General features: G+C 46.5%; 15 protein-coding genes. 13 read left to right on the forward strand and 2 right to left on the reverse strand.

The window, feature by feature from the left end:
* Positions 1-63: 63 nt before the first annotated feature.
* Together F7R24_RS09900 and F7R24_RS09905 are read left to right on the forward strand one after the other, a co-directional pair.
* Positions 64-1,095 carry an AI-2E family transporter gene (locus F7R24_RS09900; protein ID WP_151671100.1) on the forward strand — a complete coding sequence of 344 codons (1,032 nt, stop codon included), beginning with the start codon at positions 64-66 and terminating at the stop codon, positions 1,093-1,095.
* 129 nt (positions 1,096-1,224) lie between these two features.
* Positions 1,225-2,769 carry an MFS transporter gene (locus F7R24_RS09905; protein ID WP_151671101.1) on the forward strand — a complete coding sequence of 515 codons (1,545 nt, stop codon included), beginning with the start codon at positions 1,225-1,227 and terminating at the stop codon, positions 2,767-2,769.
* Between the two features lie 18 nt (positions 2,770-2,787).
* Here F7R24_RS09905 and F7R24_RS09910 read toward each other — a convergent pair whose 3' ends face one another.
* Positions 2,788-5,517, reverse strand: coding sequence for a cation-translocating P-type ATPase (locus tag F7R24_RS09910; RefSeq protein ID WP_151671102.1), 2,730 nt, complete (start codon positions 5,515-5,517; stop codon positions 2,788-2,790).
* Positions 5,518-5,721: 204 nt separating this feature from the next.
* Positions 5,722-6,009 carry a hypothetical protein gene (locus F7R24_RS09915; RefSeq protein WP_151671103.1) on the reverse strand — a complete coding sequence of 96 codons (288 nt, stop codon included), beginning with the start codon at positions 6,007-6,009 and terminating at the stop codon, positions 5,722-5,724.
* A gap of 394 nt (positions 6,010-6,403) precedes the next feature.
* Here F7R24_RS09915 and F7R24_RS09920 point away from each other — a divergent pair, with 394 nt between their 5' ends.
* The 11 genes from F7R24_RS09920 to fdhF all read left to right on the forward strand — a co-directional run bounded on the left by F7R24_RS09920 (position 6,404) and on the right by fdhF (position 21,999).
* Positions 6,404-7,381 carry a dipeptidase gene (locus F7R24_RS09920; protein ID WP_151671104.1) on the forward strand — a complete coding sequence of 326 codons (978 nt, stop codon included), beginning with the start codon at positions 6,404-6,406 and terminating at the stop codon, positions 7,379-7,381.
* A gap of 81 nt (positions 7,382-7,462) precedes the next feature.
* Positions 7,463-7,996, forward strand: a complete 534-nt coding sequence (locus tag F7R24_RS09925) for a DUF5943 domain-containing protein (RefSeq protein ID WP_151671105.1) — start codon at positions 7,463-7,465, stop codon at positions 7,994-7,996.
* A gap of 87 nt (positions 7,997-8,083) precedes the next feature.
* Positions 8,084-10,153: a dimethylglycine demethylation protein DgcA gene (gene dgcA / locus F7R24_RS09930; RefSeq protein WP_151671106.1), complete on the forward strand. Its 2,070-nt coding sequence runs from the start codon at positions 8,084-8,086 to the stop codon at positions 10,151-10,153.
* A gap of 14 nt (positions 10,154-10,167) precedes the next feature.
* Positions 10,168-12,087 carry a (Fe-S)-binding protein gene (locus F7R24_RS09935; RefSeq protein ID WP_151671107.1) on the forward strand — a complete coding sequence of 640 codons (1,920 nt, stop codon included), beginning with the start codon at positions 10,168-10,170 and terminating at the stop codon, positions 12,085-12,087.
* Positions 12,084-13,355 (forward strand): electron transfer flavoprotein subunit alpha, encoded by a 1,272-nt coding sequence (gene etfA / locus F7R24_RS09940; protein ID WP_151671108.1) that lies wholly within the window; start codon positions 12,084-12,086, stop codon positions 13,353-13,355. Before F7R24_RS09935 ends, etfA begins: the two co-directional genes overlap by 4 nt.
* A complete protein-coding gene (locus tag F7R24_RS09945) occupies positions 13,345-14,175 on the forward strand; it encodes an electron transfer flavoprotein subunit beta (protein ID WP_151671109.1) in 831 nt (276 codons plus the stop codon). Before etfA ends, F7R24_RS09945 begins: the two co-directional genes overlap by 11 nt.
* Before the next feature lie 193 nt (positions 14,176-14,368).
* Entirely contained in the window at positions 14,369-15,394 is a 1,026-nt protein-coding gene (dctP, locus tag F7R24_RS09950) for a TRAP transporter substrate-binding protein DctP (RefSeq protein ID WP_240776075.1), read from the forward strand.
* Positions 15,394-15,987 carry a TRAP transporter small permease subunit gene (locus F7R24_RS09955; RefSeq protein WP_151671110.1) on the forward strand — a complete coding sequence of 198 codons (594 nt, stop codon included), beginning with the start codon at positions 15,394-15,396 and terminating at the stop codon, positions 15,985-15,987. Before dctP ends, F7R24_RS09955 begins: the two co-directional genes overlap by 1 nt.
* Before the next feature lie 68 nt (positions 15,988-16,055).
* On the forward strand, positions 16,056-17,387 hold the full coding sequence (locus F7R24_RS09960; protein ID WP_151671111.1) for a TRAP transporter large permease: 1,332 nt from the start codon (positions 16,056-16,058) through the stop codon (positions 17,385-17,387).
* A 139-nt stretch (positions 17,388-17,526) separates the two neighbouring features.
* Positions 17,527-19,227 carry an NAD(P)H-dependent oxidoreductase subunit E gene (locus F7R24_RS09965; protein ID WP_151671112.1) on the forward strand — a complete coding sequence of 567 codons (1,701 nt, stop codon included), beginning with the start codon at positions 17,527-17,529 and terminating at the stop codon, positions 19,225-19,227.
* 3 nt (positions 19,228-19,230) lie between these two features.
* Complete coding sequence (gene fdhF, locus F7R24_RS09970; RefSeq protein ID WP_151671113.1) at positions 19,231-21,999, forward strand: formate dehydrogenase subunit alpha; 2,769 nt, start codon at positions 19,231-19,233, stop codon at positions 21,997-21,999.
* Positions 22,000-22,009: the final 10 nt, after the last annotated feature.

Below are 22,009 nucleotides of genomic sequence, written 5' to 3' on the forward strand. Positions count from 1 at the left end.
GAAAAAATGCCCATAAAGTATACAATCCTTTCTTTACGAGATACGAATCGCAAGAGGCTTTAGATGTCAGACAGTCAAGGATTGAAATGGTTAGTAGGAATTGCTGGCGTTATCATCATTTTAGCAGGTTTAAAAGCTGCTGAGACGATTGTTATCCCGATTATGCTGGCGCTGTTTATTGCTATCATCAGTACACCCTTTTTGCGTGGATTAGCCAAACATGGTGTGCCATCTTCCCTTGCCGTTGTTATCGTACTTTCGGTTTTGATTATCTTTGGCGGCGCTTTAGTGATGATCGTCAGCCAGTCGATTGATGCGTTTTTAACTCGACTGCCTCTGTATCAGAGTCGGTTACAGTCACTGATTGTAGATTGGTTACCACACCTTGAGCGTTGGGATATTCCGGTTAACCGCGATATGGTCATGACGCATTTAAATCCTTCTCAAATGATGGGTTGGGTGGGTAGCGCATTGGCAGGAATAGGCTCTTTATTGACGAACCTGTTTTTGGTGATTTTTATCGTAATCTTTATTTTGCTTGAGGGTGCTGGCTTATCCGATAAGCTTAAAGTGGCACTTCCAAATGCTGAAAAGTCGATTCGTGATGCACAAGGCTTTATGAAGCAGGTGAATCAATATCTGATGATCAAAACCACCATCAGTTTTATTACCGGTGTTGTAGTAACGCTATGGTTGTGGTGGTTGAATGTAGACTTCCCCGTGTTATGGGGGCTTATTGCCATGTTGATGAATTACATACCTAACATTGGTTCTTTGATAGCCGCTATTCCGGCAGTATTACTAGCGCTAGTTCAGTTGGGTGTTGGTGATGCGATGTTGGTGATCTTAGGCTATGTTGCTATCAACGTTATTATGGGTAACTTGATTGAACCACGTTTTATGGGACGTGGCTTGGGTCTTTCTCCATTAGTGGTATTTTTATCATTAATTCTATGGGGATGGTTATTTGGACCCGTTGGCATGTTCCTTTCTATCCCCTTGACTATGATCGTTAAAATAGCTCTTGAGCAGCACCCGGGTACTCGTTGGATCGCTATTCTGCTTGGTAATGAGGTCCCATCAGAAGCAAACTAATAGCTGCAAAAAAATGTGCTATTTAATCTCATTGTCAAACACTCGTTATTAACAATCAGCCATTCGGAGCCATTTGCTCAGAAGCTGCTACACTTTTACATTCAGACTTTTTAAAATATAAAGGCTTTTATGCTTCGCACTGCTCGAACACTCTTATCTCTTTACAGTAGCTATGGCTTATTGGTTCTAGCAAACGCTTTGTTCACAACGCTGACTAGTTTACGTGCCGATATCGAGGGCTTTGCCGTACAGACCATCGGTTTGATTATGGCTGGCTATTTCTTGGGGATGTTTCTGGGTGCTCGTTACACCTCTAAGTTGATTCAGCGTGGCGGTCATATTCGTGCCTTTGCTGCGTTTGCATCCTTTATGTCGCTATCACCCCTGATGCATGTGCTATTTATCGATCCTTGGGTGTGGGCGGTATTACGTTTAGTCGATGGTTTTTGTTTGGCTGGGCTATTTATTATCACGGAAAGCTGGCTGAATGCTCGTGCCGATAATAAAACCCGTGGAAGCATTCTAGCTATCTATATGGTGGTCAACTATTTAGCCTCAGGTCTGGGGCAGTTGTTTCTGTTGTTTGCCTCTCCAGATACCTTCGAAGCGTTTGCGGTGGCGTCCATCTGCTTCTCTTTATCCTTAATGCCCTTAATGATGACCCGCACAGAGGCTCCCGTGCCCCAAGCGGTTAAAGGGTTTTCGGTCAAACCTTTGTTAAAAGTCGCTCCAGCAGGTTTTTTTGGCGCGGTTTGTGCCGGATCTGTAGGGGCAGCCTTCTTTGCAATGGCTCCTATCTATGTGCAAAACCTCAATTACTCAGTGCAACAAATCTCCCTGTTTATGATGGCGGGGGTATTTTCGGGGTTGGTGTTGCAAGTACCCTTAGGAAAATTATCGGATCGTATCGAACGTCGAAAAGTACTAGCCGGTGTCTGCTTTGGGGCCTTAGTGTTTAGTTGCATGATGATTTTACACAGTGTTTTCACTCTGCCTTTTTACATGCTGTTGATCAACGTTTTCTGTTATGGATCCTTAGCCTTTGTTATCTATCCTCTATCAGTCGCTCATGTGAACGACTGGAGTGATCCTAATCAGCTGATGCAAACTTCCTCAGGGATGATCATTGGTTATGGTGGCGGAGCTATCTTTGGGCCGATGTTAAGTTCCTCGTTGATGTCTGCGTTTGGCCCTGCTGCCTTGTTTGGTTATATCGCTATTAACTTAGCTGTGATGATGTATGCCATTTATCAATCGAAAGTGGCGGGTCTTCAGCGCGAAAAAATGGAGTTCGTGGTTCAGCCTGCGGTGCAGTTCCCAACAGAGGAACTCTACGCTGCTGCTCAGGATGATTTAACACCTGTTCCCGAAGACCTCTATATCAGTGAAGAGAAAGATGTAAGTCAGGTTGAACAGGATGGAAGTTCAGCTCTAGTGCCTGATATTGTTCATGAAAGTGCGCTAGATGAGACAGGACTGCCGGTTAGCGAAAACACCGATGTTGTTGGCGCGTTGAACAAGAGTGACGACAGCATTAGCGAAGAAGATCTGGATCAACTAGCCGATGATTTGAATGCGTTAGCGGACGAACAGCCAGTCACTACCGAATCCTTAATTGAAGCATGGGAGCAAGAGCAACTTGCTGATGCGGATTCGGTAGTGGACAAGAAGTAATAGCTCGTTAATAGAGACTTACTTCTTATCTGTTTGGTTGTGATGACGTCTCCAGACAGCTTTTTCTATTTCAACCAATAGCATCACTAACACACCATAGCCAATCATCAACAACCATTGATTTAAGCTAAGTGGCGCGCTTTGGAATAGAGTGTTCATCACCGGCGTGTAGATGAACAATAGCTGAGAAACCAACATCGCAGCAACTCCTCCCCAAATCCAAGGATTGGAGTTGATGGGCGTTTTAAAGATACTGTTGGTTAGGGATCTACAGTTAAATAAGAAGAAGGTCTGAACAACGACAAACAAGGTTACCGCCAGTGTTCTTGACTCTTCAATACTAGCGCCATTCAACTGAGACCATTGAAACAAGCCGAAAGCTCCAATTAACAGCAGCGTACTGACCGATAAAATACGGCCAATCATCTCTTTCGATAGAATGGGTGCATCTGGTTCGCGTGGACTGCGCAACATAATGCCTTGCTCTTTGGGTTCAAAGGCTAACATCAAACCCAAGAAAACCGCGGTGGTCATATTAAGCCATAAGGCTTGTACCGGAAGTACCGGTAAGGTAATGCCAAACAGGATGGCTACCATGATCACCAGACCTTGGCCCATATTGGTGGGAAGTATCCAGGTAATGAATTTGATTAGGTTATCAAATACATTACGTCCTTCTTCAACAGCAGCCTCAATCGAAGAGAAGTTGTCGTCTGTCAGCACCATATCCGCTGCTTCTTTAGAAACTTCGGTTCCGCTGATGCCCATCGCAATACCGATATCTGCTTGTTTCAACGCTGGCGCATCATTCACACCATCTCCTGTCATGGCGACGACGTGATGACGACTTTGTAAGGCATTGACTAGCTGAAGTTTTTGTTCGGGTGCAACGCGAGCAAATACAGAGACTCTATCAGCCGCTTCAATCACTTCGCTCTCGGATAGATCGCTCAGTTCTCGACCCGTTATCGCTTCTAGCTCTTCTACCTCTTGACCTGGGTTATTTTTCAAGCCGATCTCTGCAGCAATGGCGCGAGCCGTGAGCGCATGATCTCCGGTGATCATTTTTACACGGACACCCGCTTTTTGGCAGGTAGCCACGGCACGAATCGCTTCCGCTCTGGGTGGATCAATCATTGCTTGTAAACCAATAAAGACCAGTGATTGATCAGGCTCTCGCTGATTAAATGCTTCCAGTGTATTTTCAGACGATGGGACTTGCTGCATGGCAAAGGCCAGTACACGCATCCCTTTTCCAGCAAACTCCCGAACTTTAGCATCTACTAAATCATGTTCTAGGGTAACTTGTTCACCGTTTTGGTCCATTTGCGCGCTACAGCGAGCTAAAATTTGCTCTACAGAGCCTTTTAAGTAGATTAAGTTATGACCTGAATCCATGCGATGCAGAGTAGCCATATATTGACGATCTGATTCAAAAGGAATGGTATCGATGCGCTTAAATTCAGCCTCGCATTGTTTTAGACCATATCCCGCCTTCATTGCTGCTGTAATGAGTGCACCTTCAGTCGGATCACCCTCAACCGTCCAGCGTTTATCTTCCTCTTTTAAACGCGAGTCGTTACTGATCAACCCTGCGACTAGCAGATGGTGGAGTGCGGCATTGTCAGACAGGCTTGAGGGTTTACCAGATTGGGTAAGCTCTCCCTCTGGTTGATAGCCGCTACCACTGAGATCATAGGTTTCAGCACCGGCAAGTAGTTTTTGCACTGTCATTTGATTTTCTGTCAGAGTTCCGGTTTTATCTGAACAGATAACCGTCGTCGATCCCAATGTTTCAACCGCAGATAGTTTACGAATAATGGCGTTTCGAGAAGCCATACGGCGAACCCCGATCGCAAGGGTAATGGTGACAACAGCAGGCAGTCCTTCAGGAATAGCCGCAACAGCTAAAGCGACTGCTGCCATAAAGGTTTCGCTGGCGCGCATCCCATAGAGCAGACCCACCACAAAGGTGATGGCCGCTAGACCTAGAATGACCCACAACAGCAGCTTACTGAAGGCGTGAATTTTTCGAGTTAACGGTGTCTCCAGCACTTTTGCTTCAGAAATCATATGAGCGATCTTACCGGTTTCTGTTAAATCACCGATGCCGGTGACGATACCCTTACCACCGCCATAGGTAACTAAGGTACCAGCAAATGCCATATTGTTTCGATCCGCCAGTACGGTATCTTCGCTTAACTCTTGCAGAGATTTTTCAGAGGCAACCGATTCACCGGTCAATGCAGACTCATCAATCTGGATATCTTTGCATTCAACTAATCGCATGTCGGCAGGCACTTTATCGCCGGATGCTAGAAAAACGATATCACCCGGAACCAGTTCAACAGCGGGAATGGAGGTTTTCTGACCATCGCGAACTACTGTGGCACTCGAAGAGAGCATTTTTTTCAGTGAGTTGATCGCTTCTTCGGCCTTAGATTCCTGAATAAAACCTATAGTGGCATTGATCAAAACAACCGCAAAAATCACGCCTGAATCAACGTACTCTTTTAAGACCAATGTGACGATGGTGGCAAAGAGTAAAATATAGATAAGTGGATTGTGAAACTGAAGTAATAAACGCTTCCAGGCAGGAACGGTTTTTTGACCAGTAATGCTGTTCGGACCAAACTCTTGTTGCCGCTGTTTGACCGTTACTGAGTTTAGGCCATCATTTAAATCGCTCTCCAACTCTGAGACTACGGCATCACCATTCAGGTGATGCCATGCTTTTTGAGTGTTCATAGCCATAAGTACCCTCGAAAAATAACCGCTTAGGGATTACCCTAGCATAAAAAAAACGGAATAGAGAACAATCATATGACCGTCACTATTCCGTTTTGTGCCCGATTCAAGGGCAAGGGCACTGCATTTATCCGAAACTCACCGTTTGATAAGTTTGTTTTATTACACGATATTATCTAAGTTATTTAAATAATATGGATCAAATTAAGCAACTTGAGCCTGATTGGCTGCATGGCAACACTCTGGATGAGTGCTAACAAAATGACATAAAGTCTTGGTTAACAGAGCCATTTTCTCGGTATTACCTTGGCTGCGAGCAACTTCGATATCATCTAATATGTATTGCTTAATCTGATTGCTACCATCATGTTCAACGAGATATTTACCCAAGGCTACTGCGATTATGGGCTCTACATGCTCGTGTTCAGCAATCGCATCAATCTCTTCGTCACTGAGATCGCACATTTCAAGACATTCTTCGTACGTAATCATGATCGCATCCTCAATCTCTAATAGTGAACTTGGCCTAGTGATAGACCTGAGTAATCATTCTAAGTTTAGCCGATCTTCGGCAAAGTGACAGAAATATGAATGGATAAAAATTCAAGTGTTTTTAATGATTTAACTAGAGTTTTCATGCTGCGCTTGCACATTTAATACATCTGTTCGCATAAAATTACTTTTAAACAAAACACTTAAACTATGTTGCTGTGCATTAATTAGCTTTTATCATCCAACACTCTTCGATTGAAAAAGTCGCAAATAACTATGTCTTGACGTTTTTAGAATTATTGCAGTCGTTTCCATAGGGTCAGCTGATGAAGGGGAGGGCTATTCTGCCACTCATAGCAAATGCCTTCTATGCACCTGATGTGGAGTGATTGAAATGACCCCTGCTGAGATCCATCAAGATGCCATCGTTATTGATGGCTTGATCATCGCTAAATGGAACCGTGAACTCTTTGAAGATATGCGCAAAGGTGGTCTAACGGCTGCAAGCTGCACAGTATCCGTTTGGGAAGGCTTTCAAGCAACCATCAATAATATTGCAGATACCGCAAAACTGATGCGTGAGAACGACGATCTGGTTCGTCCCGTTTACACCACGGAAGACATCCACAAGGCTAAAGCTGAAAATAAGACCGGTATTATTTTAAGTTTTCAAAACGCTCATGCATTTGAAGACCAAATCGGCTATGTCGAAATCTTCAAAAAGCTCGGGGTAGGCATCGTACAGATGTGCTACAACACACAGAACCTTGTCGGTACCGGTTGTTACGAACGTGATGGTGGATTATCAGGATTCGGTCGTGAAATTGTCGCTGAAATGAATCGCGTAGGCATTATGTGTGACCTGTCACACGTAGGCTCGAAAACCTCTGAAGAAGTCATTTTGGAATCGGAAAAACCTGTCTGTTATTCGCATTGTTTACCTTCAGGTTTGAAAGAGCACCCACGAAATAAATCTGACGAAGAACTGAAGTTTATCGCTGATCACGGCGGTTTTGTCGGCGTCACTATGTTTGCGCCTTTCCTGAAAAAAGGAATCGATTCCACCATTGATGATTATGCCGAAGCGATTGAATACGTGATGAATATTGTCGGTGAAGATGCGATTGGCATAGGTACTGATTTCACCCAGGGCCATGATCAGCAGTTTTTTGAGTGGCTAACACACGATAAAGGTTACGCCCGTCGTCTCACTCGCTTTGGAAAAATCGTGAACCCTCTTGGCATTCGTACCGTTGGCGAGTTTCCTAATTTGACTGAAACCCTACTTAAACGCGGAATGAGTGAAGTTCAGGTGCGCAAAATTATGGGCGAGAACTGGGTGCGTGTACTGAAAGATGTTTGGGGTGCCTAAATCCAGTCCATCAGCACAAACCCAACTGCAAATGAGTGACTGAGTCACTTCTTAATGAATAATCGAAATAAGGTGAACAACGTGACAAAAATGGCCCCAGAACTTCCGATTGAAGTGGATAGCGAAACCGGTGTTTGGACCAGTGATGCTCTGCCAATGCTTTATGTGCCAAGACATTTCTTTATCAATAACCATCAAGCGATTGAAGAAGAGTTAGGTCCAGAGCGTTATGCCGAGATTCTCTACAAGGCAGGTTACAAAAGTGCTTGGCATTGGTGTGAAAAAGAAGCTGAGCTTCATGGCTTATCGGGTGTTGATGTGTTCGAGCACTATATGAAACGTCTATCGCAGCGTGGCTGGGGTAAGTTCATCACTGAAGAAATCAACCTCGAAGAAGGGTCTTGCAAGGTTCGACTAGAGCATTCTGCGTTCGTGTATCACTACGGCAAAGTGAATCGCAAAATTGAATACATGTTTACGGGTTGGTTTGCAGGTGCCATGGATCAAATTTTAGCAGCTCAGGGTAGTGAGTTAAGAACTCAAGCAGAGCAAACCCAAAGTGGCGCTGAAGAAGGCTGTGATGTGGGTTATTTCGTGACCTATCCGCTGAGTTGAAGATCGACTGAGCTAATTCTTCACTGAGAAAAAACCCTTAGCGAAAACGCTACTACCACAGAACAAATAGAAGGTTTCGGAGTTTTTATGTCACAGTTTGATGCAATTTTTCAGCCGATCCAGATAGGTAAATTGACCATTCGTAATCGTGTTGTCAGTACCGCTCATGCCGAGGTGCATGCGACTGATGGCGGGATGACTACGGATCGCTATGTTAAATACTATGAAGAGAAAGCCAAGGGTGGTTGCGGGCTGTGTATATGTGGCGGCTCTTCGGTAGTTTCCATTGACAGTCCTCAAGCCTGGTGGAGCTCGGTAAACCTATCCACTGATCGCATTATTCCTCATTTTCAAAATCTTGCTGATGCAGTTCATAAACACGGCGGCAAGATTATGATTCAGATCACTCACATGGGTCGTCGTTCGCGCTGGGATGGTTACAACTGGACAACCTTGGTTTCACCTTCTGGTATACGTGAGCCGGTGCATCGCTCCACTTGCAAAACTATTGAACCTGAAGAGATTCAACGCATTATTGGTGACTATGCGAAAGCGGCGCGTCGTGCTAAAGAGGGTGGTTTAGATGGTGTAGAACTCTCTGCCGTGCATCAGCATTTGATCGATCAATTCTGGAGCCCTCGTGTCAATAAGCGAACCGACGAGTGGGGCGGCAGTTATGAAAACCGTATGCGCTTTGGTATGGAAGTGCTGAAAGCGGTGCGTGAAGAGGTGGGTCCTGATTTTGTCGTGGGTATGCGCATTTGTGGCGATGAATTTCACCCTGATGGCTTAACCCATGAGGATATGAAACAGATTGCAGCTTATTATGACGCGACGGGCTTGGTGGATTTCTTTGGTGTTATCGGTTCAGGTTGTGATACCCACAATACTCTGGCTAACGTCATTCCGAATATGTCTTACCCACCTGAGCCTTTCCTGCATTTGGCAGCGGGCATCAAAGAAGTGGTTAAAGCGCCTGTTATTCATGCTCAAAACATTAAAGACCCTAATCAGGCACAGCGCATTTTGGAAGGTGGTTACGTGGATATGGTGGGTATGACCCGTGCTCATATCGCTGATCCGCATATCATTGCCAAAATCAAAATGGGTCAGATAGATCAAATACGTCAATGCGTGGGAGCCAACTACTGTATTGACCGTCAATACCAAGGCTTAGATGTCCTCTGTATTCAAAATGCGGCTACCTCACGTGAATATATGGGCTTGCCTCATATTATTGGAAAAACGGAAGGGGTGGTGCGAAAAGTGGTGGTTGTTGGTGGTGGCCCTGCCGGTATGGAAGCAGCGCGAGTCGCGGCTGAACGTGGTCATCAAGTGGTATTGTTTGAAGGACAGGCGCAACTGGGTGGACAGATCACTCTTGCCGCTAAAGCGCCTCAACGCGATCAAATGGCCGGTATCACCCGCTGGTATCAGCTGGAATTGGCTCGCTTGAATGTCGATTTACGCCTCAATACCTATGCTGATGAAGCGCAAATTAAAGCTGAACAACCCGATATTGTGATTTTGGCCGTGGGAGGTAAGCCCTTTATCGAACAAGTTCCCGAGTGGGGCGCAGATGAAGGACTCATCGTTAGTAGCTGGGATATTCTCGATGGCAAAGTTGAGCCTGGAAAAAATGTACTGGTCTACGACACGATCTGTGAATTTACCGGGATGTCTACGGCGGATTATCTGTCCGAAAAAGGCAGCAAGGTTGAGCTGGTCACGGATGATGTCAAACCCGGTGCCGCCATTGGAGGAACGACGTTCCCGACTTATTATCGTAGTCTCTATCCTAAAGAAGTCATTATGACCTCTGACTTAGCACTGCATAAGGTTTATCGCGAAGATGAACAGTTAGTGGCGGTGCTAGAAAATGAATACACCGGTCAGTTGGAAGAGCGTGTGGTTGATCAGGTGGTGGTCGAAAATGGCGTCAGACCCGATGAAGCTTTGTACTATGCATTGAAACAGCAGTCATTAAACAAAGGTCAGATAGATATTGAAGCGCTGTATGCGATTCAGCCGCAGCCCTGTTTGTCTGAGAGTACCGCTGGGGATGATTTCCTATTGTTCCGTATCGGTGATTGTACAGCGCCACGCAATACCCATGCGGCTATCTATGACGCCCTGCGTCTTTGCAAGGACTTCTAATCGGGAGTGAGGTTATGTTGAACCAGATCTTGCCCCTGTTAATTTTTGGGGCTTTGCTCTTGGCTGTGGTCGGTGGTGTTCGTCGTATACGTTTATGGCGAAATGGTCGACCCTCAGACGTGCCGATCATGGCTGGTTTAGCGGCGTTACCACGTCGCTACCTCGTTGATCTTCATCATGTTGTCGCTCGAGATAAATATATCTCCAATACTCATGTGGCAACCGGTGGGGGATTTGTGGCTGCGGCGATATTGGCTATTTTAGTCCACGGATTGCAACTTAATAGTCAGATTTTAGCCTGGGCCTTATTAGCGGCGACGACCAGTATGTTTGTCGGTGCTCTATTTGTGGCCAAGCGTCGTGTGCAACCGCCAGAACGCCTATCTAAAGGGCCTTGGATGCGTTTACCAAAAAGCTTATTGGCTTTTTCGATTGGCTTTTTCCTGGTCACCTTACCGGTGACGGGATTAGTGCCAGCAGTCTTGGGTGCTTGGGTATTAGCGTTAATATTATCGGTGCTGATCATCTGGGGTCTTGGCGAAATGTTTTTCGGCATGACCTGGGGTGGGCCAATGAAACATGCCTTTGCCGGTGCGCTTCATTTAGCCTTTCATCGTCGTGCTGAACGTTTCAATGGTGGTCGATCAACTGGACTTAAGCCGTTACATTTTGATGATCAACAACAGCCTTTAGGTGTTGAAAAACCGTCAGAGTTTACCTGGAATCAACTCTTAGGTTTTGATGCTTGTGTGCAATGTGGACGCTGTGAAGCGATGTGTCCTGCCTTCGCTGCGGGGCAACCGCTTAATCCCAAAAAATTGATTCAAGATATGGTCGTAGGCTTAGCGGGTGGTTCGGATGCCGCTTATGCGGGTTCACCTTATCCCGGAAAACCCCTTGGTGAACATCAAGGGGGCCCTTTCGCCTCGATTATTGCCAGAGAAGGGCAAGGACTGTTGGATGCCGAAACCCTGTGGTCCTGTACTACCTGTCGTGCCTGTGTAGAAGAATGCCCGATGATGATTGAACATGTCGATGCCATTGTCGATATGCGCCGTCATTTGACCCTTGAACGAGGCCAAACCCCTAACAAGGGTGCGGAAGTGATCGATAACTTGATTGCGACCGATAACCCCAACGGTTTTAATCCTGCGTCACGCATGAACTGGGCTGCTGATTTAGCATTGCCGGTTTTATCTGACGTCAAACGCACCGATGTATTGCTGTGGATGGGGGATGGTGCCTTTGATATGCGTAATCAGCGCAGTTTACGAGCTTTGGTGAAGATTCTGCGTGCCGCTAAGGTTGATTTTGCGGTGCTAGGAAATGAAGAGCGCGATTCTGGTGATGTGGCTCGTCGTTTAGGTGATGAGGCAACCTTCCAATCACTGGCGAAGCGTAATATCACCACCTTAGCTCAGTACAGTTTCCGGAGCATTGTCACTTGTGATCCTCATAGCTTCCATGTGCTCAAAAATGAATACAGTGATTTTGGTGGTCAGTATGTGGTCTATCACCATAGCACCTTTATCAATCACTTAAGACAAACAGGCAAGCTTAACTTTGCCCCTTACAAAGGTGGATCGGTCACCTACCATGATCCTTGCTACCTGGGTCGTTACAATGGTGAATATGATGCTCCCCGAGATCTGTTAGCCGCTGCGGGTATTCAGGTTATAGAAATGGAACGGTCAGGTTTTCGTTCACGCTGCTGTGGTGGCGGCGGTGGTGCGCCGATCACCGATATTCCTGGCAAGCAACGTATACCTGACATGCGCATGGAAGATATCAAACAAACGGGTGCTGAAATCGTGGCAGTCGGTTGTCCACAGTGTACGGCTATGTTGGAGGGTGTCGTTGATCCTCGACCTGAAGTGCTTGATATTGCCGAGATCATTGCCAAGCAGTTGGTTGAAGCGGAGGAGGCAGCATGAGCGAGAACATGAATAACAGCACCCTTCGACGAGATCCGCGCCGTGAGTGGATCTTACGTAACCGCTTGCATCCACAGCATTCCGAAATTGCGACTGAAGATTCTAGTTCAGATGTGTTACATGAATGGATGGGACCGCAGGGTATTAAACGTAAAGCCCCACACAATATTGGCTTCATTGGGCCAAATGGCATTCGTCGCATTGATCGAAGCGGTACTCAACAAGCTGGTAGTGCCAGTCGTAAAGAGATTGCACAGCAACCCAGTCGTCGCTCACATCAAATCCAACATCCACAGCAGTATATTCTCGTGGTTGCGGATATGACCGGCGGACGCCTAAGTGCCCAAGACAAAGATATTTTAGGCTTAGCACATCAGTTAGCAGCGAAAAAGGCGGAAACCGCAGTGATGTTGGTGGTGTTTGGTGAGCATAAAGAAGCCGCCTTTGCTGAAGCTGGGGTTGATAGGCTATTGCACATTGAGGGTGAAGCCTTTGATGGTTTTTCACCCGATTTACGCCTTGCGTGGTTAACCGCAATCGAACGCGAGTTGCATCCTGACTATTGGTTATTTCCAGATTCAGGTCTAGGAGGAGGTGACTTAGGGCGGCGTTTAGCGGTTGAGTTGGATGTTCATGCTGCGACAGGTCTTTGGCAAGTTAATCTTAAAGAGCAGCCTATCAGTTGTGTGTGTCGTGCAGCAGCATCTACTCAAGATTTAACCCGAGAGTTGCCAAGAGTGATCTTGGCTTTATCTGAGTGTGCAGAGCCTATCAGCGATTCGCTTCATGCTGTTCAAGAATTCAATTTAGTACGTCAGCCGTTAGACCAATTGCCACGCATTCAAGATTTAGGTGCGGTGGCCGTTGATCCCGCGAGTGTCTCTTTAGCAGAAGCGGAGTTTATTCTTTCGGGTGGTAATGGTATTCGTGATTGGGATGGTTTTCACCAAACAGCAGAAATCTTAGGTGCTACCGAAGGCGCATCAAGGGTTGCGGTTGATGATGGCTATATGCCAAGAGATCGACAGGTCGGTGCAACCGGTACCTGGGTTACTGCACGAGTGTATATGGCAGTGGGTATCTCGGGGGCTATTCAACATCTTCAAGGGATTCAAAGCTGTGACAAGGTGATCTGTATTAATACCGATGCGGGATGCGATATGGTCAAGCGTGCTGATTTGGCGTTGATCGGCGATTCTACCGAGATATTAGCAGCAGTTCGTCGCAAAGTTAGCGAGCTAAAACAGGAGAAACGCCATGTCGCTTAATCAAGCAACTCGTGTGGCAGTATTGCTGTCGATAGGTCAGCATCCTGTCACTGCTCGAGCGCGTCGTGCGGATCAAGATGCTCGTGCGCTTGAGCTAGCGTTACAACTCAACCATGCTGACGTTATCCCTTTACATGTTGGACAGCTAAATGAGCATAATGAAGCGGCTCTGCGAAGCTATCTAGGCATGGGGATCAGTCAGATTAAACTCATCGGAAATTCCGATATTCTGTTAGGTCTTGAACAGGGTGTGCGTGAGTCACAGGCCAATATTGTGCTTTGCGGAAGTCGTGCTGAAACAGGAGAAGGATCAGGATTAGTCCCTTATCTGTTAGCTAAAAAACTGGGTTGGCCCATTGTGAGTGGCTTAGTATCCATAGAAAAACTGGATCAGGGAAGCGCAACTCTATTGCAAGCTTTACCCAGAGGTCAGCGCAGAAAGTTAAAAGTCTCTTTACCTGCGGTTCTTGCTGTAGACCCAGCCGCTGCTGTTGCTAGGCAGTCGGCGTTTGGTCCGGCACAACGTGGGGCGATTACACCCCAAAAACTTTCATCGATAGAGGCTGTTTCAGGCGCTGAAGTTAAGCATAACTCAGCACTACACTCATTCTTATGGCAGTTCCAACCAGCTAAGAAACGTCCAAAACGCTTAAAAATTATCAAAGCGACCTCGGCAAGAGACCGTTTCAAGGCGGCTGCAGCTAAAGCAGATGCCAGTGGTGGCAAAGTTTTGCAAGGAGTTTCGGCGGATGACGCCGCAAATGAAATTATTAAGCTATTATTGGAGGAGAGCGTTCTAAATCTCGATGGTCATTTATAGACTGGAGAATTTGTAAATAAATTCCGGAGATTTGTGCAAGACCTATCGGATGTGGGTGTTCTAGAGTGCTAGATGATCAGACAAGTTGATGATTCATCAGGTTTCGCGTTAAATCCAATGATGTTTGGATTGAAGTAAAACGGGTGTGACAGATAAGTACACTCACTAACAACAATGATAAGGTGATACAAAAATGAGTAAACCTAACCTGAACAGACGTAATATCCTTAAAGCTGCTGCTGCCGGTGCTGTTGCAGCTCCACTCGCCATGACTTCCTCTTCTGCTTTTGCAACCACCAACCTGCGTATGCAGACCTACTGGGGTCGTGAAGCTGCTGATGTATTTGCTGAATTTGGTGAAAACGTCCGTACGGCTTCCAATGGTTCTTTGCGTGTTCGTCATTTTACCGGTAGTTCACTGGTGCCAGATGCTGAGATGTTCCAAGCGGTTAGCCGTGGCACCATCGACATGTGCCAAGGCTATGCTGGTTACTGGCCAGGTCAGTTAGATATCGCAGGTATTGAGTCAGGCCTACCTGGCGCCTGGACTAACTATGATGAAGCTCAATATGTATTCCGTCACAAGGGTTTAACTGAGCTAGTACGCGAAGCTTATGCAGAACACAACGTTCACTACATGGGACCCATTTTCGGTGGTCCATTCGATCTTCTAACCAAAGAACCTGTGAACAGCTTAGATGATCTGAAAAATATGCGTATCCGTGCCACACCAGCGGTTGCTCGTATTCTGCAAGCCTTCGATATTCCAACCGTATTCCTACCAGGTTCTGAACTTTATGTTGGCTTAAGCACCGGCACTATTGATGGTGTGATTTACGCAGGTACCAATGAATACGTCGGTATGAAGCTTTACGAAGTTGCGAAACATTACACTTCAATCGGTATGGTTTACCCAGGCTACTGTGATCAAATTCTGATCAATATGGATGCGTGGAACCGCATGTCTGATGAAGAGCGCAAGGTAATGGAACTCGCCTTTGAAACTCATGCCTCTAAGATGAACACTTGGATGGTTAGTGGATCAATCGACGCGGGTGCTTCGGGCTTGTTCGAAATGAATCGTCTGCCAGCTGAAGATTCTCAGCGTCTGCGTGAAGCGGCTGCAGTGATTTGGGAAGAAGAAGCGGCTAAGTCCGATCGCAATCGTAAGGCGATTGATATTCTTAAGGAAACCGCTAAAGCGACAGGGCGTGCGTAATGCCTTCAGTCTGTCACTTAGTTAGCTGGGTTGATAGACTCTCTGAAATTGTTGGCAAGGCCGTCTCATGGATGTGCCTTGCCATCATTGCAGTGATGCTCTATGAGATAGCTGCCCGCTATTTCTTCAATAACCCAACCGCTTGGGCACACGAAGTGACCACAATGCTCTACGGGACTTTCTGTATCATTGCTGGCACCTACACTCATCGTTATCAAGGTCATGTACGTTCTGAAGCGCTCTATCATCTGCTATCACGCCGAGGTAAAGCGATTATCGATACGCTGACGGGTTCCTTGGTACTCTTTGTTCTGATTGTATTCTTTATCGCCTCCGTTGATTTCGCCCATGACTCATGGGTAAGAAATGAAGTGTCTTCACGCAGTACTTGGGCACCGCCCTTATATCCATTCAAGACAGTATTACCTGTTGCGGTTGGATTAATTACCTTACAGAGTGCGGCACATTTGTTGAGAGATATCTGTGTGGCTTTCAATGTTGGTTGCGATGCCTGTGCGACGCGAGGCATTGAAGAAACCGAAGAGACGGCTACTGAAAACAAAACTGCTGAAAATAAAGTTACTGAAAAGTGATGTGAATCACGTGCTGTGCGGCTAAGACCGGTCGCTTTAGAAATAAATAACGATAAAAGGTACTTAAGGTGTCAGATATTGATCCTTTATTGATTACAGCGGGTATGTTTGCAGCGATGTTTATTATGCTGCTAATGGGTACTCCACTTTCATGGGCGCTGTTAACCGTCGGTATGGGTTTTGCCTATTTCCTGTGGGGTACAGGTGCTTTAGATCTTCTCACCATTAGTGCTTTCTCTTCGATGGATAATTTTATCCTCGTGGCATTGCCGATGTTCATCTTTATGGGGCTCATGCTTGAACGATCCGGAATCACTGATGATCTGTTCGAGATGATGAACAAACTGATGGGCGCACAGCCAGGAGGGTTGGGTGTTGGTACGATTGTACTCTGTGCGTTAATTGCAGCCATGGCGGGTGTATCAGGTGCGGCAACGGTCAGTTTAGGGGTTATCGCATTACCCGCGATGCTCAAGCGGGGTTATAGCAAGAAACTCGCCACAGGAACCATTATGGCCGGTGGTGCACTCGGCTTCTTGATACCGCCCAGTGTGTTGATGATTCTTTACGCATTTTTAGCGAAAGAATCGATAGGTAAGCTGTTTGCTGCAGGCCTAGTACCTGGTCTGATGTTGGCAGGTATTTATATTGTCTACATTTTAGTTATCAGTCGAATTAAACCTTCCATTGCACCCCCATTAGCGGAATCGGAGCGTGTGGATTGGAAAGGCAAACTCTTATCACTCAAAGCGCTGATTTTGCCTGGTACACTGATCGTTACGGTGTTGGCTTGCATTATTTTGGGTATTACAACTCCATCTGAAGCATCTGCAATCGGTGCAGCGGGTGCCATTCTGTGTGCAGCGGTTTACCGAACCTTAACCTTTAAGATGATGAAAGACGTGTTACTAGATACTACCAAAATCATGGGTATGTTGATCTGGATAACGTTAACAGCGATTTTCTTCAGTAAGGTTTATATAGGCTTAGGTGCTGGCTTCCTGTTGCAGGACTTAGTTGAAGATACCAACCTTGCGCCGATGGCAGTTATCGTGATGATGCTGGCTTGTTACTATGTGCTCGGTATGTTCCTAGATGACTTCGCTATTGTCTTTATTACCGTGCCTTTGTTTGTCCCAGTGGTCGAGTTCTTAGGCTTTGATCCTGTGTGGTTCGCAATTCTGTTTATCGTGAGTATGCAGTCCGCTTATTTGACGCCACCCTTTGGCTATAACTTGTTTTATATGCGATCGGTGGCACCTCCGTCGGTGACTATCTATGACCTCTATTTAGCCGCTATTCCGTTCATTATATTGCAGATCTTCGGTTTAGCATTGCTAGTCATGTTCCCACAGATAACTCTCTGGTTACCTGAATTGATCTATGGTCCACCTAGGTAGACCTAGAAAGCTACCTCTAAACGACCCTTCTTTATACTCTAAAGACATTACTGCCCTTCATGATCGTGATTGAATTGCGATCCTGAAAGGGCAGTGACATCATTAGCTCATTCGACTCGATTATAAAAAGAGACTTGTCATGAGCCAAACAACTGTGAAGCGAAACAAAACCCGGTCGGGACAGCGGGGTCGTATGACTCAACCCGAGACATTGGCATGGTTAAATCATCTTTTAGGTGATGCACCTAACGACCGTGAGTATTTGATAGAGCATCTTCATGTCATACAGGATCATCAAGGTTATCTATCCTTCGCTTCTTTGCGTGCTTTAGCCGAACGCATGAATCTGCCTATGGCCGCCGTCTATGAAACGGCAAGCTTTTACGCACACTTTGATATTATTCGTGATGATGAAACTCCACCTCCCGCAGTGACTATTCGTGTTTGTGACTCATTATCTTGCCAATTAGCGGGAGCAGAGGCGTTAACCAACGCCTTGAAAGCTGAGCTTGATCCCCATGAGGTACGTATTCTTCATGCACCTTGTATGGGACGCTGTGATAAGGCTCCTGTTTTAGAACTGGGCCACCATCACATTGAACATGCCGATGTTGAAAAAACAAAGGCGGCACTGTCAGTGCAAATGTTTGAACCAGAGCCGCTGAATTGGCAGTCCTTGTCGGCTTATCAATCAGCAGGTGGTTATCAACTTTTGCAGGCATGTCGAGACGGTAAAACCTCGGTTGAATCCTTAATATCCATGCTGGAAAAGGCGGGTTTAAGAGGCTTGGGCGGGGCTGGATTTCCTACCTTTAAAAAATGGCAGTTTGTCCGTGCTGAACAAGGACCTCGTTACTGCGTCATTAACGCAGATGAAGGTGAACCAGGGACCTTTAAAGATCGTTATTATCTTGAGAAATCGCCTCATCAGTTCCTAGAAGGCGCATTAATTAGTGCTTGGGCTATCGAAGCAATAGGTGTTTATATTTATCTACGTGATGAATATCCCGGTGTTAATAAGCTCTTGAAAGCAGCTATTGCAGAATTAGAGGAGTCTGGGATCATCGAGGTTGGTTATATTCAATTACGACGGGGTGCTGGCGCTTATATCTGCGGTGAAGAATCAGCGTTGATCGAATCTCTTGAAGGTAAACCGGGTAAGCCTCGTCATCGTCCACCCTTTGTTGCCCAAAAGGGCTTGTTTGATCGACCCACGCTCGTCAACAACGTGGAAACCGTTTATTGGATTCCCGAAATTTATCACAAGGGAGCAGACTGGTTCGCCTCTCATGGGCGTTATGGACGACAAGGTTTACGCTCGTTTTCTGTGTCAGGACGCGTCAACAAGCCAGGTGTTCACTTAGCTCCCGCTGGGATTACGCTACAAGAACTCATCGATGAATACTGTGGTGGCATGCTCAGTGGTCATCAGTTACTGGGTTATCTACCCGGTGGTGCATCGGGGGGTATCTTACCTGCGAGTAAAGCCAACATTCCGTTAGATTTTGACACTCTTCAGGCAGAGGGATGCTTTATCGGATCAGCGGCGGTCATTGTGTTGTCGGATCAAGATAACTTACAACAGGTTGCCCGTAATCTAATGGCTTTTTTTCGGGACGAATCTTGTGGGCAGTGTACGCCCTGTCGTGTTGGCACTGACAAAATGCTTTCTTTGATTGAAGCAAAAGAGTGGGATGTAGAGCAGTTACATCGCCTGTCCCAAGTGATGATGGATGCCTCTATCTGTGGTTTAGGTCAAGCCGCTCCCAATCCTGTCCTAGGATTGTTGCGTGACTTTAAAGATGAATTGATCGCATCCAATATCATTTTGAGAGGGTAAGTTATGTCTGCATTTGAACTGATTTTGGATGGTGTTTCGGTTACAGCTCATGAAGGCGAAACACTCTGGCAAGTGGCTAAGCGAGCCGGTGAAACCATTCCACATTTATGTTTTAAGGATACTGAAGGCTACCGTGCCGACGGTAACTGTCGCGCCTGTATGGTTGAAATTGAGGGTGAGCGTACTTTAGCGGCAAGCTGTATTCGCGAGGCTAAACCCGGCATGGTGGTGCACAGTCAGCATTCTGAAAGAGCGATCACATCCAGAAAAGGGGTACTTGAGTTACTCATCGCTGATCAGCCTGATCGTAATCAAAGTCCCGATAAATCCAGTCATTTTTGGCAAATGGTGGATCTGTTAGCCATTGATGCGATGGCTGTTAAACAAGCTTTGCCGACGCAAACAGCGGTTGCTGTTGAGTCTGATCGTTCTCACACTGCCATGACAGTAAACTTGGCGGCGTGTATTGATTGCAATCTGTGTGTCAGAGCCTGCCGGGAAGTACAGGTGAATGATGTTATCGGTCATGCTAATCGCGGTGTTCAATCCAAAATTGTCTTTGATTTTGATGATCCGATGGGCGAGAGCACCTGCGTTGCCTGTGGTGAATGCGTGCAAGCCTGTCCTACGGGTGCTTTAATGCCCGCGACATTGGTCGATGAAAAAGGCGTCGGAGATTCCGCAGCCATCGATAAAGAAGTGGATTCGGTTTGTCCTTACTGTGGCGTTGGTTGTCAGCTCACTTATCAAGTTCGCGATGAGAAAATTATTGCGGTGAAAGGGCGTCAAGGTCCCTCTAACTTAGGACGCCTGTGTGTCAAAGGACGTTTTGGTTTTGATTACCCGAATCACTCAAGTCGTATTACCCGTCCGCTTATTCGTCGAGAAGGGATACCTAAAGGGATAGATCCTAATTTCGATCCCGCTAACCCCTTAACACATTTTCGAGAAGCGGATTGGGATGAAGCCTTAGAGTTTGCTGCTACCGGATTATCGCATCTCAGGGCAGCGTATGGTGCTGAGGCCTTAGCGGGGTTTGGAAGTGCTAAATGCTCGAATGAAGAAGCTTGGTTATTCCAAAAGCTGATTAGAACCGGATTCGGTTCTAATAATGTTGACCACTGTACAAGGCTGTGTCACGCCAGCTCAGTTGCTGCACTGATCGAATGTATCGGTACAGGAGCGGTAACCGCTTCCTTTATGCAGGCCAGTCAAGCTGATGTCATTATCTTGACCGGCTGTAATCCCGCTGTGAATCATCCAGTAGCAGCGACCTTCTTTAAACAAGCGGCTAAACGCGGCACTAAGATTATTATTATTGATCCTCGTGGGCAGGCCCTAAACGCCTATGCTCATAAAGTGCTGAGATTTGAGCCGGGAACCGATGTGGCGCTTTTTAATGCCATGTTAAATGTCATCGTGACAGAAAAGCTTTATAACGAAGACTATATTGCGGAGCATACGGAAGGATTTGAGGCACTGTCACAGCATGTCCTTGATATGACTCCCGAAGCTATGTCGTCACTGTGCGGTATCGCTGCTGAAGAGATTCGCAGTGTTGCCCGTTTTTATGCGCAAGCAGATAAAGCGATGATTTTCTGGGGTATGGGGATCTCCCAGCATACGCATGGCACCGATAATGCGCGTTGCTTAATCTCCTTGGCGTTAGCTTGCGGACAAACCGGTCGTCCTGGGACTGGCTTACATCCGTTGCGCGGCCAAAACAATGTGCAAGGTGCATCCGATGCGGGTTTAATACCTATGGTGATGCCAGATTATCAACCGGTTTCTGATCGTCAGGTAAAGGCTGCTTTTGAAGAACTTTGGTCAACGCCTTTGAGTGGCAAGCCTGGTTTGACGGTGGTTGAGATTATGGATGCCATTTATGCGGGTCAAATTAAAGGTATGTATATTTTGGGTGAGAATCCGGCGATGTCTGACCCTGACCTGAATCATGCGCGTGCGGCGTTGGCGAAATTAGAACACTTGGTCGTGCAGGATCTGTTTGTCACAGAAACGGCGATGTTTGCTGATGTTATCCTGCCTGCGTCTGCTTGGGCGGAAAAAGATGGCACAGTCACTAACACTAATCGACAAGTACAAATGGGGCGTGCCGCCGTGCCGTTACCCGGTGAGGCTAAACCGGACTGGTGGATTATTCAAGCGCTTGCCAATCGTATGGGGTTGAACTGGAATTATTCACATCCCAGTGATGTCTTTGCCGAAATGAAGCAAGGTATGCGCTCGTTGGATCATATCACTTGGTCTCGTTTGGAAATTGAAGAGTCCGTTACTTATCCTTGCCCAGCAGATGATCAACCAGGTTTAGATGTGGTGTATTCAGATGCGTTTCCAACACTAACCGGTAAGGCTCGTTTTTCGCCGACGCGCCCCTTACCACCCGATGAACCCGTGGATCATGAATATCCAGTTGTCCTGACGACAGGTCGTCAGCTTGAGCATTGGCATACCGGTTCAATGACAAGGCGAGCGCAAGTGCTAGATCATCTTGAGCCTGAGGCTGTTGCTAGCCTAGCTCCTGCCGAGCTCACTAAACTGGGTGTTCAGCCGGGTGACGCTATCAAGATTATTACCCGGCGAGGGGAGATTACCTTGTCGGCTAGAGTCGATCCTCTGATGCCAGAAGGGATGGTGTTTGTGCCTTTCTGCTATGTTGAAGCCGCAGCGAATATATTGACTAACCCAGCGTTAGATCCCTATGGCAAAATACCTGAGTTTAAATATGCTGCCTGTCGACTCAGTTCGGCATAGAAGGATAACA

The organism is Nitrincola schmidtii (genome assembly GCF_008973715.1).
Classification (GTDB): domain Bacteria; phylum Pseudomonadota; class Gammaproteobacteria; order Pseudomonadales; family Balneatricaceae; genus Nitrincola; species Nitrincola schmidtii.